The 15,278-nt window shown below is 60.0% G+C and carries 14 protein-coding genes; 8 read left to right on the top strand and 6 right to left on the bottom strand.

Going from position 1 to position 15,278, the window contains the following annotated elements:
- Positions 1–172: 172 nt before the first annotated feature.
- A complete protein-coding gene (gene rlmM / locus ACF8GB_RS10440) occupies positions 173–1,237 on the bottom strand; it encodes a 23S rRNA (cytidine(2498)-2'-O)-methyltransferase RlmM (protein WP_392526993.1) in 1,065 nt (354 codons plus the stop codon).
- A gap of 226 nt (positions 1,238–1,463) precedes the next feature.
- Here rlmM and acnA point away from each other — a divergent pair, with 226 nt between their 5' ends.
- Entirely contained in the window at positions 1,464–4,205 is a 2,742-nt protein-coding gene (acnA, locus tag ACF8GB_RS10445; RefSeq protein ID WP_392526995.1) for an aconitate hydratase AcnA, read from the top strand.
- Positions 4,206–4,440: 235 nt separating this feature from the next.
- Positions 4,441–6,006, top strand: a complete 1,566-nt coding sequence (locus ACF8GB_RS10450) for a PAS domain-containing methyl-accepting chemotaxis protein (RefSeq protein ID WP_058604537.1) — start codon at positions 4,441–4,443, stop codon at positions 6,004–6,006.
- 51 nt (positions 6,007–6,057) lie between these two features.
- Here ACF8GB_RS10450 and ACF8GB_RS10455 read toward each other — a convergent pair whose 3' ends face one another.
- From ACF8GB_RS10455 to ACF8GB_RS10475, 5 genes are all read right to left on the bottom strand, one after another.
- The gene (locus ACF8GB_RS10455) at positions 6,058–6,939 is read right to left on the bottom strand and encodes a pseudouridine synthase (protein WP_058639850.1); all 882 of its coding nucleotides are present in this window, start codon (positions 6,937–6,939) and stop codon (positions 6,058–6,060) included.
- 52 nt (positions 6,940–6,991) lie between these two features.
- A complete protein-coding gene (locus ACF8GB_RS10460) occupies positions 6,992–7,300 on the bottom strand; it encodes a hypothetical protein (protein WP_058639849.1) in 309 nt (102 codons plus the stop codon).
- Positions 7,301–7,365: 65 nt separating this feature from the next.
- Positions 7,366–7,797, bottom strand: coding sequence for a D-Ala-D-Ala carboxypeptidase family metallohydrolase (locus ACF8GB_RS10465; protein ID WP_196186676.1), 432 nt, complete (start codon positions 7,795–7,797; stop codon positions 7,366–7,368).
- 109 nt (positions 7,798–7,906) lie between these two features.
- Positions 7,907–8,155, bottom strand: coding sequence for a glutaredoxin family protein (locus ACF8GB_RS10470; RefSeq protein WP_078478258.1), 249 nt, complete (start codon positions 8,153–8,155; stop codon positions 7,907–7,909).
- A 72-nt stretch (positions 8,156–8,227) separates the two neighbouring features.
- A complete protein-coding gene (locus ACF8GB_RS10475; RefSeq protein ID WP_197844319.1) occupies positions 8,228–9,436 on the bottom strand; it encodes an ammonium transporter in 1,209 nt (402 codons plus the stop codon).
- A gap of 307 nt (positions 9,437–9,743) precedes the next feature.
- On the opposite strand from ACF8GB_RS10475, the gene ACF8GB_RS10480 reads away from it, so the two are divergent.
- The 6 genes from ACF8GB_RS10480 to ACF8GB_RS10505 all read left to right on the top strand — a co-directional run.
- Positions 9,744–10,058, top strand: a complete 315-nt coding sequence (locus ACF8GB_RS10480) for a YqjD family protein (protein ID WP_078478256.1) — start codon at positions 9,744–9,746, stop codon at positions 10,056–10,058.
- A gap of 9 nt (positions 10,059–10,067) precedes the next feature.
- Positions 10,068–10,442, top strand: coding sequence for a phage holin family protein (locus ACF8GB_RS10485; protein ID WP_144966533.1), 375 nt, complete (start codon positions 10,068–10,070; stop codon positions 10,440–10,442).
- Positions 10,439–10,771 carry a hypothetical protein gene (locus ACF8GB_RS10490; protein WP_027916551.1) on the top strand — a complete coding sequence of 111 codons (333 nt, stop codon included), beginning with the start codon at positions 10,439–10,441 and terminating at the stop codon, positions 10,769–10,771. Before ACF8GB_RS10485 ends, ACF8GB_RS10490 begins: the two co-directional genes overlap by 4 nt.
- Before the next feature lie 91 nt (positions 10,772–10,862).
- Positions 10,863–12,194, top strand: coding sequence for a deoxyguanosinetriphosphate triphosphohydrolase (locus tag ACF8GB_RS10495; protein ID WP_196126920.1), 1,332 nt, complete (start codon positions 10,863–10,865; stop codon positions 12,192–12,194).
- Between the two features lie 279 nt (positions 12,195–12,473).
- Positions 12,474–13,091, top strand: a complete 618-nt coding sequence (locus ACF8GB_RS10500) for a response regulator transcription factor (protein WP_058604528.1) — start codon at positions 12,474–12,476, stop codon at positions 13,089–13,091.
- A 7-nt stretch (positions 13,092–13,098) separates the two neighbouring features.
- On the top strand, positions 13,099–15,278 hold a 2,180-nt coding region (locus tag ACF8GB_RS10505), incomplete at its 3' end, for a transporter substrate-binding domain-containing protein (protein ID WP_392526996.1).

The raw sequence follows: 15,278 nt of genomic DNA on the forward strand, positions 1-15,278 counted from the left end.
CTGTGCTACCGCGCGCTTAGAAGCAAAAGCCAAAGCAACGGCAACGGCAACGGCAACGGCAACGGCAACGGCAACGGCAACGGCAACGGATCGATTTGGCCTGATTTCGAGCATCGCGGCCGATTCAGCGCAAAGCAGTACAGGCCACGCCTGGCTCGGCCTCGTTAGACCCTCACCGCCCCTTCAAATCAACCCGCCGCAAATGACACGTCACTTCTTCACGATCGTGATACAGCTGCTTGCACGCAATCAGCACCCTCACCTTCCGGGCCTTGAATGTCGCCTCCATGCGATCGAGCAACCGCCGTACCTCAGCATACCGCTGCTTCATCGGCAGCTTCAGGTTCACCACCGCCTCGCGGCACAACCCCTCCCCCAACCACGTCTCGATCAAGGCCGTGGTGCGCGCCGGTTTCTCGACGATGTCGCACACCATCCAATCCACCGGGTGCCTGGGCTGCCAGGTAAAGCCATCGGCCATCAAATGCTGGACAAGCCCCGTGTCCATCAAGCTCTCGGCCATCGGACCATTGTCGATGGCCGTCACCAACATGCCCCGCCGTACCAGCTGATACGTCCACCCACCCGGTGAGGCCCCCAGGTCGACACCGGTCATGTCATCGCCCAGCCGCTGCTCCCACTGCTCGCGTGGGATGAACTGATGCCAGGCCTCCTCCAGCTTCAAGGTCGAGCGACTGGGCGCTTCACGGGGGAATTTCAAGCGGGGAATGCCCATCGGCCATAAGGCACTGTTGTCAGCAAAAGCCTGCCCGACAAACACCCGGCGGCCACTGATGAACGTCAACAGCAGTCGTGGGCGATTCGGGTCATCCGCTAGGCGACCGGCCTTTTCCAACGCCTTGCGCAATGGTGCTTCGAACTTGCGGCAGAACGTCGACAGTTCCTTGCCCTCGTTGCTGTCGAGCACCTCCAGCCACAGGCTGCCGAACACCGGCTGGTCGGCAAGGTACGCCAACAACACGCTGATACGATCGCTCTCGGGCAACTCGATGAACGCGCCACGCGCCCACTGCCTTGGGAAAATCAGCTGGTTGAACCGCACTGCCTGCATCAAGCGCTCGGCACCGCCTTGCTCGCTGCAGACGAACTCGGCGCTGGCGCTGCCAGGCTTGCCTTTGGCATAGCCGGCAATCCCCAGGCGGGCGGCATGTTCACTGATTTCGGCGCACACCTCACCCTCGAAGCCGGGCCGGCAATGCATGAACAGGGTTTCCATCTCTCACTCCACGACGGCTGGCGCGACACAGGCGCCGGCAGGGCGGCGATGATAAAGGAAGATCGGAACCCGGGACATGCCCCGCTGGTCCAGAAAAGGGTCAGGTCAGGCAAACAGGACTAACCTGACCATTCAGTCGGACCCGTGCCGTGCGGGCCTGTACACAGCGGTGCCACCGGCAGCCCTTAGAGACGTTGCCGGGGCACCGGCTCAGAAGGAGTTGGCAATGCCCTCGCTCGATAGCCTGAATACCCTCACGTCGCTCGATGTCGGTGACAAGACCTATCACTACTTCAGCCTTCCGAAAGCTGCTCGGCAGCTCGGGGACCTGCAGCAATTGCCCATGTCGCTCAAGGTGCTGCTGGAGAACCTGCTGCGCTGGGAGGACGGCAAGACCGTTACCGGCGAAGACCTGCAGGCACTGGCCCAGTGGCTCGTTGAAAAGCGCTCGGACCGCGAAATCCAGTACCGTCCCGCGCGTGTACTGATGCAAGACTTCACCGGCGTGCCAGCCGTGGTGGACCTCGCCGCCATGCGCGCGGCCATGGCCAAGGCTGGCGGCGATCCCCAGCGCATCAACCCGCTCTCGCCTGTGGACCTGGTGATCGACCACTCCGTGATGGTCGATCGATATGGGACACCGCAGGCCTTTGGCGAGAACGTCGACATTGAGATGCAACGCAACGGCGAGCGCTATGCGTTCCTGCGTTGGGGCCAGAGTGCCTTCGATAACTTCAGTGTGGTACCGCCTGGCACTGGCATCTGCCACCAGGTGAACCTCGAATACCTGGGGCGTACCGTGTGGACCCGCGAAGCCGACGGCCGTACCTATGCCTTCCCGGACACGCTGGTCGGCACCGACTCCCACACCACCATGATCAACGGGCTGGGCGTGCTGGGCTGGGGCGTGGGGGGCATCGAAGCGGAGGCCGCCATGCTTGGCCAGCCTGTGTCGATGCTGATCCCACAGGTCATCGGCTTCAACCTCACGGGCAAGCTGCGCGAAGGCATCACAGCCACCGATCTTGTGCTGACGGTCACCCAGATGCTGCGCAAGAAAGGCGTGGTAGGTAAGTTCGTGGAGTTCTATGGCGACGGTCTGGCCGAACTGCCCTTGGCTGACCGCGCCACCATTGCCAACATGGCTCCGGAGTACGGCGCAACCTGTGGCTTCTTCCCCGTCGATCAAGTGACGCTGGATTACCTGCGCCTGTCGGGTCGACCTGAAGCAACCGTGCAACTGGTCGAGGCCTACTGCAAGGCTCAGGGGTTGTGGCGCCTGCCTGGGCAGGAGCCCATCTTCAGCGACACGCTGGCGCTGGACATGAATGAGGTTGAGTCCAGCCTGGCCGGCCCCAAACGTCCGCAAGACCGGGTTGCCCTAGCCCAGGTCAAGCAGGCGTTCGAACAGTTCGTCGAGCTGCAACCCAAACCTGCCGCCAAGGAAGTCGGCAGGCTTGAGAGCGAGGGCGGGGGTGGCGTTGCCGTGGGCAATGCCGATCAGGCGGGCGAAGCCGACTACAGTCACCAAGGCCAGACCCACACCCTGCGCGACGGCGCCGTGGTCATTGCGGCTATCACCTCCTGCACCAACACCTCCAACCCCAGTGTGATGATGGCGGCCGGGCTTGTGGCCAAGAAAGCCCTCGAGAAAGGTTTGCAGCGCAAGCCATGGGTGAAAAGCTCGCTGGCACCGGGGTCCAAGGTGGTCACCGAATACTTCGAGGCGGCGGGTCTCACGCCCTACCTCGACGAACTCGGGTTTGATCTCGTCGGTTATGGCTGCACCACCTGCATCGGCAACTCAGGCCCCTTGGACGAGCCTATCGAAAACGCCATCAGCAGCGCCGACCTGACCGTCGCCTCGGTGTTGTCCGGCAACCGTAACTTCGAAGGACGCGTGCATCCACTGGTCAAGACCAACTGGCTCGCCTCACCGCCTCTGGTCGTGGCTTATGCACTGGCTGGTAGCGTGAAAGTCGACCTGACCCAGGATCCATTGGGCACCGACAAGCACGGGCAGCCGGTCTATCTGAAGGACATATGGCCTAGCCAGCAAGAAGTCGCCGAGGCTGTGGCCAAGGTAAGCACGGCCATGTTCCACAAGGAATATGCCGAAGTGTTCGCGGGCGACGAGCAGTGGCAGGCTATCGAAGTGCCAGAGGCTGCCACGTATGTATGGCAAAAAGACTCGACCTATATTCAGCACCCCCCTTTCTTCGAAGGTATCGAAGGACCGGCGCCTCGGATCACCGATATCCACAACGCCCGCATCCTGGCGTTGCTGGGCGACTCGGTCACAACGGACCATATCTCTCCGGCCGGCAATATCAAGGCCGATAGCCCTGCGGGTCGCTATCTGCGCGAGAAGGGTGTGGAGCCTCGCGATTTCAATTCCTACGGGTCACGGCGCGGCAACCATGAAGTCATGATGCGCGGTACGTTCGCCAATATTCGCATCCGCAACGAGATGCTTGCAGGCGAAGAAGGCGGCAATACCGTGCATGTGCCAAGCGGCGAGAAACTCTCGATCTACGACGCCGCCATGCGCTACCAGCAGCAAGGCACGCCCCTGGTGGTGATCGCCGGCCAGGAATACGGCACAGGCTCCAGCCGCGACTGGGCTGCCAAGGGCACGAATTTACTTGGCGTGAAGGCAGTGCTGGCCGAAAGCTTCGAGCGTATTCACCGCTCCAATCTGGTTGGCATGGGCGTGCTGCCGTTGCAGTTCAAGGCAGGCCAGGACCGTAAACAACTCGGCCTGACGGGTAGAGAGCAGATCGATATCACTGGCCTGGAGGGGGCTGCCATTGTGCCGGGCATGAGCCTGGCACTGACCATCCTCCGCGAAGACGGCACGAAGGAGCAGATCGACGTGCTCTGCCGGATCGACACCCTCAATGAAGTGGAGTACTTCAAGGCGGGTGGAATCCTGCACTACGTGCTGCGTCAGTTGATCGCCGCGTAGGCCCCGCGCGGGTGCCAGTCTGTGCGCAGGCTGGCACCCTCCTTCTTCCAATCTGCCCTTGCTAGCCTCCCCTCCACCAAAGTACCTATGAAAATCGCAGTGGGAACCGACCGCGAAATGCCAGTAGCCCACCCGTATCTGCCATGCACTGCCATGGGTCAATTCCTGGAAATATTCCCTCAATAAAGCGCGCACCGTGCCGATACCAGTCCAAAGCCCTGCGGACATCCTAGCCATGCGCAACAACCAGCCCATTACCCAGAGAGAACGGACTTTCCCTGCCAAGCAGCGGTTGATTTCCACCACCAATGCCAAAGGCGTGATCACTTACTGCAACGATGCCTTCATCGAAATCAGTGGCTTCACCCGCGATGAATTGATGGGCGCAGCGCACAACCTGGTGCGTCATCCTGATGTGCCGCCCGCCGTGTTTGCTCACATGTGGCAGACCCTCAAGCAGGGGCTGCCCTGGATGGGCATCGTCAAAAACCGTTGCAAGTCGGGTGACCACTACTGGGTCAATGCGTACGTCACACCGATTTTCGACAACAATCAGGTCGTCGGCTTCGAGTCGGTGCGCGTCAAGCCCACTGCCGAGCAAATTCGCCGGGCCGAGGCCCTGTACCAGCGTATCAACCAAGGCAAGCCTGCTGTGCCGCGCCGTGATCGTTGGTTACCCGTGTTGCAGGACTGGTTGCCATTCATCCTGATCAGCCAGATAGGCTTCCTCATCGGCAACTGGCTCGGACACTCATGGGGTTTTGCCTTGGCGGCAGCGTTGTCGGTCCCCCTGGGCCTGCTCGGCCTGACCTGGCAACAACGTGGGCTCAAGCGCTTGTTGCGCCTGGCCGAACAGACCACGTCCGATCCACTGATTGCGCAGATGTATACCGACAGCCGTGGCGTGCAGGCGCGCCTGGAAATGGCCATGCTCAGCCAGGATGCCCGGATGAAGACCTGCCTGACACGGTTGCAGGACAGCGCCGAGCACCTGAGCGATCAGGCGCGGCAGTCAGACGAGCTGGCGCATATGAGTTCATCAGGCCTAGAGCGCCAGCGTGTGGAAACCGAACAGGTCGCTGCCGCAGTGAACCAGATGGCCGCCACCACCCAGGAGGTGGCCAACCATGTACAACGCACCGCCGATGCGACCCAGCAGGCCAATCGCTTGACAGGCCAGGGCCGTCAAATTGCCGGTGAAACCCGGGCAGCCATCGAACGCTTGTCAGCCGCAGTTGGAGAAACTGGGCAGACCGTGACGCAATTGGCCAAGGACAGCGACGAGATCGGCGGTGTGGTCGATGTCATCAAGGGCATTGCCGACCAGACCAACTTGCTGGCGTTGAACGCCGCCATCGAAGCGGCACGGGCAGGCGAAATGGGCCGGGGCTTCGCCGTGGTTGCCGACGAAGTGCGGCAGCTGGCCCAGCGCACGGCTGAATCGACCGGGCAGATTCACGGCCTGATCGCCAAGCTCCAGCAAACTGCCAGCAACGCCGTGACGACCATGGAAAGTGGGCACCGCCAGGCCCAGGAAGGTGTTGATCGGGTCATGCAGGCTGACGAGGCGCTAGTGGGCATCAGTGAAGCCGTGGCGAACATCACCGACATGGCCACGCAAATTGCCGCTGCGACCGAGGAACAGACTGCGGTGGCCGACGAGATCAGCCGTAACATCAGCACCATTGCCGACCTGGCCGACCAGACTGCCGAGCAGGCACAGCACTCGGCAGTGCTGAGTGAGGCCCTCAACAGCACGGCCGGTAGCCAATATTCACTGGTGGAGCGGTTCAACCGCTAGATCGGATAGCCCGCGCGGGGTCGGCATCGTCGACCCTTTGCATGATCAACCCTACCAGTCAAGCCGCAGACGGGTTTCGAAACGACGGGCCTGCCCGGTCAACGGATCATCGAAACTCAGGCTTTGCGCCAGCAACTTCAGCGGCCGTTGATAGTCATCCTCTACATCAAGCAATGCTGGGTAGAACGGGTCGTTGCTGATGCCTGCTCCTAAAGCAGCCATGTGCACCCGCAGCTGATGCGTCTTGCCCGTGACAGGCGAGAGCTCATACCGCCACTGCTCCTCGTTCTTTTCCAATACGCGGGCGTGCGTCTCACTGTTGGCCGGCCCTTGCACCTCATGCATGCGAAAGAACGGCTCCCCGTGTTCTAGGCGGCTGCGGTGCACCAGTGGGAAGGTATGCTGCCCAAGCGCTGCGGCAATGGCCTGATAGCGTTTTTCGATCCGCCGCTCTGGAAACAAGCGCTGGTAAGCGCTGCGTGACTCAGGGTTGGCCGAGAACAGCACCAGCCCCGCCGTGTGCCGATCGATGCGGTGCAGGGGCACCAGGTGCGGATTGTCCAGCCGATGGATGAGACGGCGCAGCAAGGTCTGCTCCACGTACGCACCCCCTGGGGTGACCGGCAGAAAATGGGGTTTGTCAGCTACCACCAGGTGTTCGTCCACATGCAATATCGCTTCCTGCACGGGAATCACTCGCTCGTTCGGCACTTCGCGAAAATAGTGCAGACGCAGACCGCGCTTGTAGGGATGACCGGCCGAAATAGCCTGGCCGTCCGCGCCCAGCACCCGTCCCCGGGCAAAACGGTCCACCCACTGGCTACGGTCAATGGCCTTGAAGTGATCGCACAAGCAATCGAGCACCGTAGCCCATGGACCAGGAGGCAGACATACCGTGCTGGCTTGCAGTCGGGCGGGGTCGAATGGCGTCATCGTCGGGCTCGGAACCTGGCTTGGCGGCGTATTATCCTTCAAGCCCCGCTGATCAGCCAGCCTGGGCCAGCGACTCGCTGCGCGCCTTGAGCCAGCGCAGCACCTGAACGGGCTCCCAGCGGCTGGGGTCGTACAGCGCATACACCAGCCCTTCATAACCCACCACATCCAGCCCCCGGTGGTAGCCAGCCCGCTGGAACAGCGCCTCCACCTCTGCAAAGCAGGTGTTGAAGTGCACCTTGCCGAAAGGCGTGCGGTCGTCGGTGACCAGGCCTTCAAGCCGCAGCTCCAAGACAGCATCGGCCACCCTGTCGACGGGCATCCGGTTGACGCTGTACTTCAATTGCTCGACGTTGAGCATGGGCTCACCTTGATACTGTATTTATGTACAGCATACGAACATCCTTCCGTTGCCGTCAATCCGTCTCATACCAGACCCGCGAGGTAACCACCTCCCTTGCGCAGGGTGAGCACCTGTCGGCGTGGAATGCCAGGGGTTACAGACAGGTGCACCCAGCGGTCGTATTCCAGTATGAGCTGATCGAACGCGATCGGGCTTGTGCTGATGCGGTGCACCGTGTCCCTGGGAGAACGCTCGACGACCGTGAAGTCAGCGGCGAGCCCCTGCATGTGCTGGCTGTTGGAGGCGCCGCCGAGCAACCGGTTAACTTGCTCGCTGCGGTATCCACTGCTGATGATGATCGGCGCGTTCCAGAGGGCACGCACCTGTTCAAGGGTTTCGCACAGCAGACGAAGATTGTCGATGACCGGCTGGGAAGGCGTGTTATCAACACTGTTCCGGGCCGCGACCTGGGAGACGGTCATTTCGTTGAGGGTGAAATGTGGGGTGAGCAACATGACGTTCAGATCCGATAACAGAAGGCGGAGTCGACACTCAGGCTGCGCCCAGTGCCTGAATCGGATCATCGTATTGATGTTTCTGCAGTGGAGCAGGGTCAAATCTCCACTAGGGGTTTGGGTGCCTCAAAAAGGCCGCTACTTGTTCGGCATCGAAAGGCCAAAGCAATTCCGCCGCATTGTCGCGACGTCTCAGCACGGGGATTGCAAGGCCATAATGCTCGAACAGCGCATCGCTTTCGGCAATGTCGACCAGTTCGACGAGCAATCCATGATCGACAAAAGGCATCAGTATGGCCTCAGCCACCTCGCACAAATGACAACCCAAGGTGCCGAACAGCTGGCATTCAGGCAACATGGCACATATCCTCACTCAGTTGCACAGGCCGTTATTCTATGCCGCCCTACTGACGTCTGCATCTTTTGAGTATCAGTCCTGGCTCGTAGCGCCTATCCGGTGCAAGGACAAATCTGCCCCCTCAAACTCTTGTTCGTGACTGAGCCGCAAGCCAAGTACCTTGCGGATCACGCCATAGACGGCCAGGCCACCCAGCAGCGCCATGGCTGCACCGGCCAGGCTTCCCAGCAGTTGGCTGTAAACGCTGACCCCACCCAGCCCCCCCATCCAGACCTGCCCAAAAATACCGCAGGCGACTCCGCCCCATACCCCACACAACCCATGTAGGGGCCACACACCCAGAACATCATCGATCTTCCAACGGTTCTGCGCGGCGGTGAATGCCCACACGAACAGAACTCCGGCCACCAGGCCCGTAGCCAGCGCGCCCACGGGATGCATGATGTCGGAGCCTGCGCAAATGGCGACCAGCCCTGCCAGCGGGCCGTTGTGCAGGAACCCTGGGTCGTTGCGACCCACCAGCAGCGCGGCCAGCGTGCCGCCAACCATGGCCATTAATGAATTTATAGCGACCAGGCCGCTGACGCCCTGCAAGGTTTGCGCACTCATCACATTGAAGCCGAACCAGCCGATGATCAGTATCCAAGAGCCCAAGGCCAGAAACGGGATGCTCGAGGGCGCGAACGCGACCAATCGCCCTTCACGGTAGCGCCCGCGTCTGGGGCCCAGTAGCACAACCGCAGCCAGCGCCAGCCAGCCGCCCATGGCATGTACCACCACCGAGCCAGCAAAATCATGGAACGGCGCACCGACATGCACCTGTAACCACGCTTGGACGCCAAAGTTGCCATTCCACACTATCCCCTCGAAAAAGGGATACACCAGTGCCACGATCAATGCCGTGGCGCACAGTTGGGGTGCAAAGCGCGCTCGCTCCGCAATCCCGCCAGAGATGATCGCCGGTATGGCAGCTGCGAACGTCAGGAGGAAAAAGCACTTGACCAAGGCGTAGCCATTATCGGCCGCCAGGGTTGCGGCAGGCTGGAAAAACGCAACCCCGTAGGCCACCCAATAGCCGACGAAGAAATAGGCGATCGCCGACACGGCGAAATCGCTCAAAATCTTGGACAGGGCGTTGACCTGATTTTTGTAGCGTACGGTGCCAACCTCAAGAAACGCGAAGCCGGCATGCATGGCGAGCACCAGAATGGCGCCTACCAGGATGAACAACGTATTTGAACCGTTTACCTGAGACTGAATCGCGCTTGAAGTCATATCCATGAAGCAGCAGCACCTGTCGGCGGCACCAACAATGCTCAATCGACCCCCTTCCTGCACCGCTTCGGTGCCTGGCAAGGCGGTTATGGGCACTTGCCACGAATGGACGGGAGCCCAATCTGGCAGTCTGGGCAATTTGGGTTAATGTTTAGGCGTGGCGGGTGGCACGCGCCCCGAAGCAGCGCAGCGCGTTGAGAGGGCGCCCTGCAACGATGCATAAACCAAGCAAAGCCTGTACCAGTGTGCTGACTTGAACCTTCCAGTAGCCACGTCACTCGAAGTACCAACATCAACCGACAGGGAGAGACACATGGCCAGCAATTCGGCAAAGCATGCACAAGATGTACTGATGGCTGACTTCCAGGCACTGGTCCGCGACACGGAGAAGCTGCTGGCCGATACCGCCAACCTGGCAGGTGACCAGGCGCAAGTGCTGCGCGAACAGATGCACGAGCGCCTGGCGCAAGCACGCGAGGCGCTGGAAGTCACCCAGGAATCATTGCGCGAACGCAGCCAGGAGGCACTGGGCAGCGCCGAGCAGTATGTCCAGGAAAAACCCTGGCATGCCATTGGTATCGCCGCCGGCGTTGGCCTGTTAATCGGCCTGCTGGCGAACCGTCGTTAAGGGGTTTTCATGGACAATGACGCCATCGGCACCGGTGCCACCGGCAAGCGGCTCGGTGCAGCTGTTCTTGGGCTGCTGCACAGCCATATAGAACTGTTCGGCATCGAACTGCAGGAGCAGAAAGGACGAACCCTGCGCCTGTTGCTGTTCGCAGGCCTGGCGCTGGTTTTTGCGCTGCTGCTGTTGACAGCGCTTTCCGGCTTGGTGCTTGTTCTGCTCTGGGACAGTTATCGCCTGGCCGGCATAATTGGTCTGTGCGTGTTCTATGGACTGGCAGCGCTGTACTGTGGCCTGCGCCTGAAAAGCGCGGTGTTCGACGAGTCCTCGCCCTTCCACTCCACGCTTGAGGAACTGGCCAAAGATCGGGAGCGCCTTCTGCCATGAACCTGCCTGACTTGCCCAATACACGTAATCCGCGTGAACTGCGCAAAGCGCTGCTGCGCCTGCGCATGGAAATGCACCGCCAGGAAATCCGCCATGAAACCGGCCAATTGCTCGAACCTGTGCGGCGCATACGCGGCATGGGAAGCTCGCTCCATGCCGGGCTTGGCATCAAGCATGCACCCTTGTGGGGCATAGGGGCGGTAGTGGCCATGGGCTTTTTGACAGGCAAGGGCGTTCGAAGTGGTGGTCTTCCCCGCCTTGTCCGCCTAGGTGCCAGCCTGATTCCCTTGGTCAAGCTCTTCATGCAGAGCAACCGTCGTCGCCGGTGATCCCCACCTCACGCCGCGTCAGTGGTTGTTCGCGGACAAGAACCACTGACACGGCGTATGCTTCGCTGCAACCCCTTCTGGAGACTGCGCCTTGGATTGGCATACCCTGCTCACCCGCGAACGCCTGGGCAAAGCTCAGTACAGTGCTGAAGAATTGGGACGCAGCCCGTTTCACAAAGACCATGACCGCATCATTTTCTCCGGCGCATTTCGTCGCCTGGGGCGCAAGACGCAAGTTCATCCTGTCACCAGCAACGATCACATTCACACGCGCCTGACCCATTCGCTGGAGGTGAGTTGCGTAGGCCGGTCCCTTGGCATGCGCGTTGGGGAAACGCTACGTACAAGCCTGCCCGACTGGTGTGATCCGAGTGACTTGGGCATGGTGGTGCAGTCGGCCTGCCTTGCCCATGACATCGGCAACCCCCCCTTCGGACACTCCGGTGAAGATGCCATCCGTCATTGGTTTCAGCAGGCCGCCAATCGTGGTTGGCTGGACGACATGCGCGATGATGAACGTGCCGACTTCCTCAATTTCGAAGGCAATGCCCAAGGCTTTCGGGTACTGACGCAGCTGGAGTACCACCAGTTCGATGGGGGCACCCGCTTGACCTATGCCACCCTCGGAACCTATCTCAAGTACCCCTGGAGCGCGCGTCATGCCGATGCCCTGGGCTACAAAAAACATAAGTTCGGGAGTTACCAGAGCGAATTGCCGCTGTTGGAACAGATTGCAGGTCGCCTGGGCCTGCCCCAAGTAGACGATCAGCGCTGGGCACGGCATCCCCTGGTGTATTTGATGGAGGCTGCCGATGACATCTGCTATGGCCTGATCGACCTGGAAGATGGCCTGGAAATGGAGCTTCTGCAGTACGCTGAAGTTGAAGCGCTGTTACTCGATCTGGTAGGCAGCGACCTGCCGGAAACCTACAGGCAGCTCGGTCCAAGTGACTCGAGGCGCCGCAAGTTGGCGATCCTGCGCGGCAAGGCTATCGAACACCTGACCAATGCGGCGGCGCAGGCCTTCGTGGAACAGCAGGATGCACTGCTCGCCGGCCATTTGACCGGTGATCTTGTCGAGCACATGCACGGCCCCGCTAAACGTTGCGTACTGCACGCCAAGGCGATGGCGCGAAACAAGATTTTTCAGGACAAGCGCAAGACGCTTCACGAAATCGGTGCCTACACCACGCTGGAAATCCTGTTGAACACCTTCTGTGGCGCCGCACTGGAGCAACATGGGGGGCGCACTCCCTCGTTCAAGAGCCGTAGGGTATTGGACCTGCTAGGCAACAATGCCCCCGACCCCCATGGTTCGCTTTATCAGGCTTTCCTGCGCATGATCGATTTCATAGCCGGTATGACCGACAGCTACGCCAGCGAAATGGCACGGGAGATGACAGGGCGTTCCGGCTCTGCATGAAGATGCGCAGAAAATCTGTCGGCCTGCGCTTTCAAACGGGTGAATCAGGAAAGACTTACATCCAATTCAACCAACCTTGGATGCCAAGTTCAAACCATAAACATCAGCTAACAAACAAGGTTTGACTTTGCTTGTTGATGCAACCGTACGTAAGTAGTTTTTGTTAAATTTGTAGGCCATTTCCTATATACGGTTATTGAGCCGCCCCCGCATTACTTGCCGCTTTCAACTGGGTTAAGGTGCCAACTGTCACCCTCATTGATAGCAGGGAAGTAGAACATGTACTCCATATTCATCGTCGACGACCATCCGGTAATCCGGCTGGCAGTGCGCATGCTTCTGGAAAATCAGAATTACAAAATCGCTGGCGAATCGGACAACGGCGTGGATGCCATGCAGATGATTCGCGAAACCAATCCAGACCTGATCATCCTGGATATCAGCATTCCCAAGCTCGATGGCTTGGAAGTACTGGCACGGTTTCAGTCGATGGCGATGTCACAGAAAATCCTGGTGCTGACCGCGCAGTCGCCAGCGCTGTTCGCAGTGCGCTGCATGCAATCAGGGGCAGCGGGCTATGTCTGCAAGCAAGAAGACCTGAGCGAATTACTCAGCGCGGTTAAGGCGGTTTTGGCTGGGTACAACTACTTTCCCAGCCAGGCGATGCAGACTCATGCACCTGTTGACAACGACCTGCAACTTCTAAGTACCGTCAATGATCGGGAATTGATGGTTCTTCAACTTTTCGCACAAGGGCGAACCAACAAGGAGATTGCAAAAGGCATGTTTCTAAGCAGCAAGACGGTCAGTACCTACAAGAAACGCCTCATGCACAAACTCGAAGCCAGCACGCTGGTCGATCTGATCGACATGGCTAAGCGCAACGCACTGGTCTGAGGGCTCCATGGCACGTTTTATCGCCCTCCTGCTCCTGGTCGCCACACTGCCAGGCAACCTGGCGAACGCCGGGCAGCAAGGCGCGTCCCAGCTGTCCCTGGTCGCTCGCTCCACCGCACGGCCCGCCATGCCTGCGATCACCCCTGAACAACAGCAATGGCTGAATGCTCGCCACGAACTGGTGGTCGGCACCTCTGCCCCGGATTATCCACCTTTTGACATCAGCAGTGGGGGGCGCGACTACCAAGGCCTTACCGCAGAGTACGCCAGCCTGCTGGGCAAGGCGCTTGACCTGCCGGTACGCGTGCTGCGCTATCCAAGCCGCCAAGCGGCGCTGCAGGCGCTCAAACAAGGCGACATCGATCTGCTAGGCAGTGCCAACGGCTATGACGCCAACTATGAAGGCGTGGTGCTGTCGCACGCCTACGCCATCGACCAACCCGTGCTGGTCACGCGAGAGGACGAACATCGGGCGCTGGACACTGGCCTGGCAGGCATGCGCCTTGGCATGCTGTATCACTACCTGCCCAGGAAAGAAGTACTCAGTGTCTATCCCGATGCCAAGATCCTGGCCTTCGGATCATCCAGCGAAGCCTTGAATGCGGTGGCGTTCGGCCAGGCCGATGTCTTCATCGGCGACACGATTTCCACCCACTATCAACTCAACCGCGGGCACCTGCCAAGGCTGCGTATGGCCAGCTTTGGCAACCATGAAGCATTTGGCTTCGGCTTCGCCCTACGCAAGCAAGACACGGTACTGCTCGCGCTGGTCAATGCTGCGCTCGACAGTCAGTCCCCCGCCCTGCGTTCGAGCATATTCAAACGCTGGAGTGCAGGCAGCGATTTGCTTTTGACCGACCGCAAGCTTCGACTGACGCGTACCGAAGAGCAGTGGTTGCAGCGTCATCCAGTCATGCGTGTCGTTGTCGACGGTACGGCGGCGCCATTGTCCTACTTCGACAAATCGGGCTATTTCCGCGGCATCACCGCCGACCTGCTGGAACTGATCAGCCTGCGTACGGGCTTGCGTTTCGAGGTGCAACGGGCCAGTGGCATCGCGGACATGATTGCCCGGGTCAAGGACGGGCGCGCCGATGTGATCGCTGCACTGGCAAGCGGCGGCATCGACCAGAACGATCTGCAGATCAGTCAGGCATATCTGGACAGCACCTACGTGCTGGTCAATCACAAGGACAACGCGGCAGCCACTTCGCTGGACGATCTGCGTGGGAAGCGGATAGCAATCACGCGCTACAGCGCCCTAGACACCATGCTCTCGCGCTACCACCCGCAAATTGGCTGGATAGAAACGGAAAGCTCGTACTACTCCATGGCCCTGCTCAACAGCGGAGCAGTAGATGCGGTCATCACCACACTGATCGACGCCAACCATGCCTTGGCCAGCAATCCCGACCTGATCATCCGCACCACAGTGGGCAGCGAACCTGCCAGTTATGCAATGGCCACCAGTACCCCCTCCAAAACCCTCATTTCAATACTGGACAAGGCACTTTCGAGCATTTCACCTGAAGAGCTGGGGGTAATCAACAACCGCTGGCGAGGCTTCACCCTGTTCGAAGATGCCAAGGGCGAGGGGTTGCGCCGCTTGACGGTATTGGTAGCCCTGGGTGCGGCGGTATTGCTGTTGCTGGCCCTATTATGGAATGCCCGCCTGCGTTTGCAGATCCGTCAACGCCAGCAAGCAGAGCGCGCCCTGAACGATCAGGTGGCATTCATGCGCGCATTGCTCAACGGTACGCCACACCCGATGTACGTCCGTGATCGCGAAGGCTGCCTGCAAAGCTGCAACTACAGCTACCTCGAAGCGGTCCAGGCCAGCGCCGAGGAGGTCCTGGGCAAGCAACTGGAGAGCAGCCTGTTTGCCGACTGCGAACAGACCCGACAAATCCAGAACGACTACGCCAAGGTGATGGCGGCTGGTACGCCGTTGATCATGGACCGTCCCTTGCGCATCAAGGGCCGGGAAATCACCATCTACCACTGGATCCTGCCCTACCGGGATTCGTTGGGCGAGGTACAGGGCATCATTGGCGGATGGATCGATATCAGCGACCGCCGCCAGCTGGTCAACGAGTTGCGTCAAGCCAAGCAGCAGGCCGATGACGCCAACCGGGCCAAGAGCACGTTCCTGGCCACCATCAGTCATGAAATCCGCACGCCCATGAA

Origin of the sequence: Pseudomonas sp. xss_4, from assembly GCF_043104125.1 — a bacterium.
GTDB classification, from domain to species: Bacteria; Pseudomonadota; Gammaproteobacteria; order Pseudomonadales; family Pseudomonadaceae; genus Aquipseudomonas; species Aquipseudomonas parafulva_B.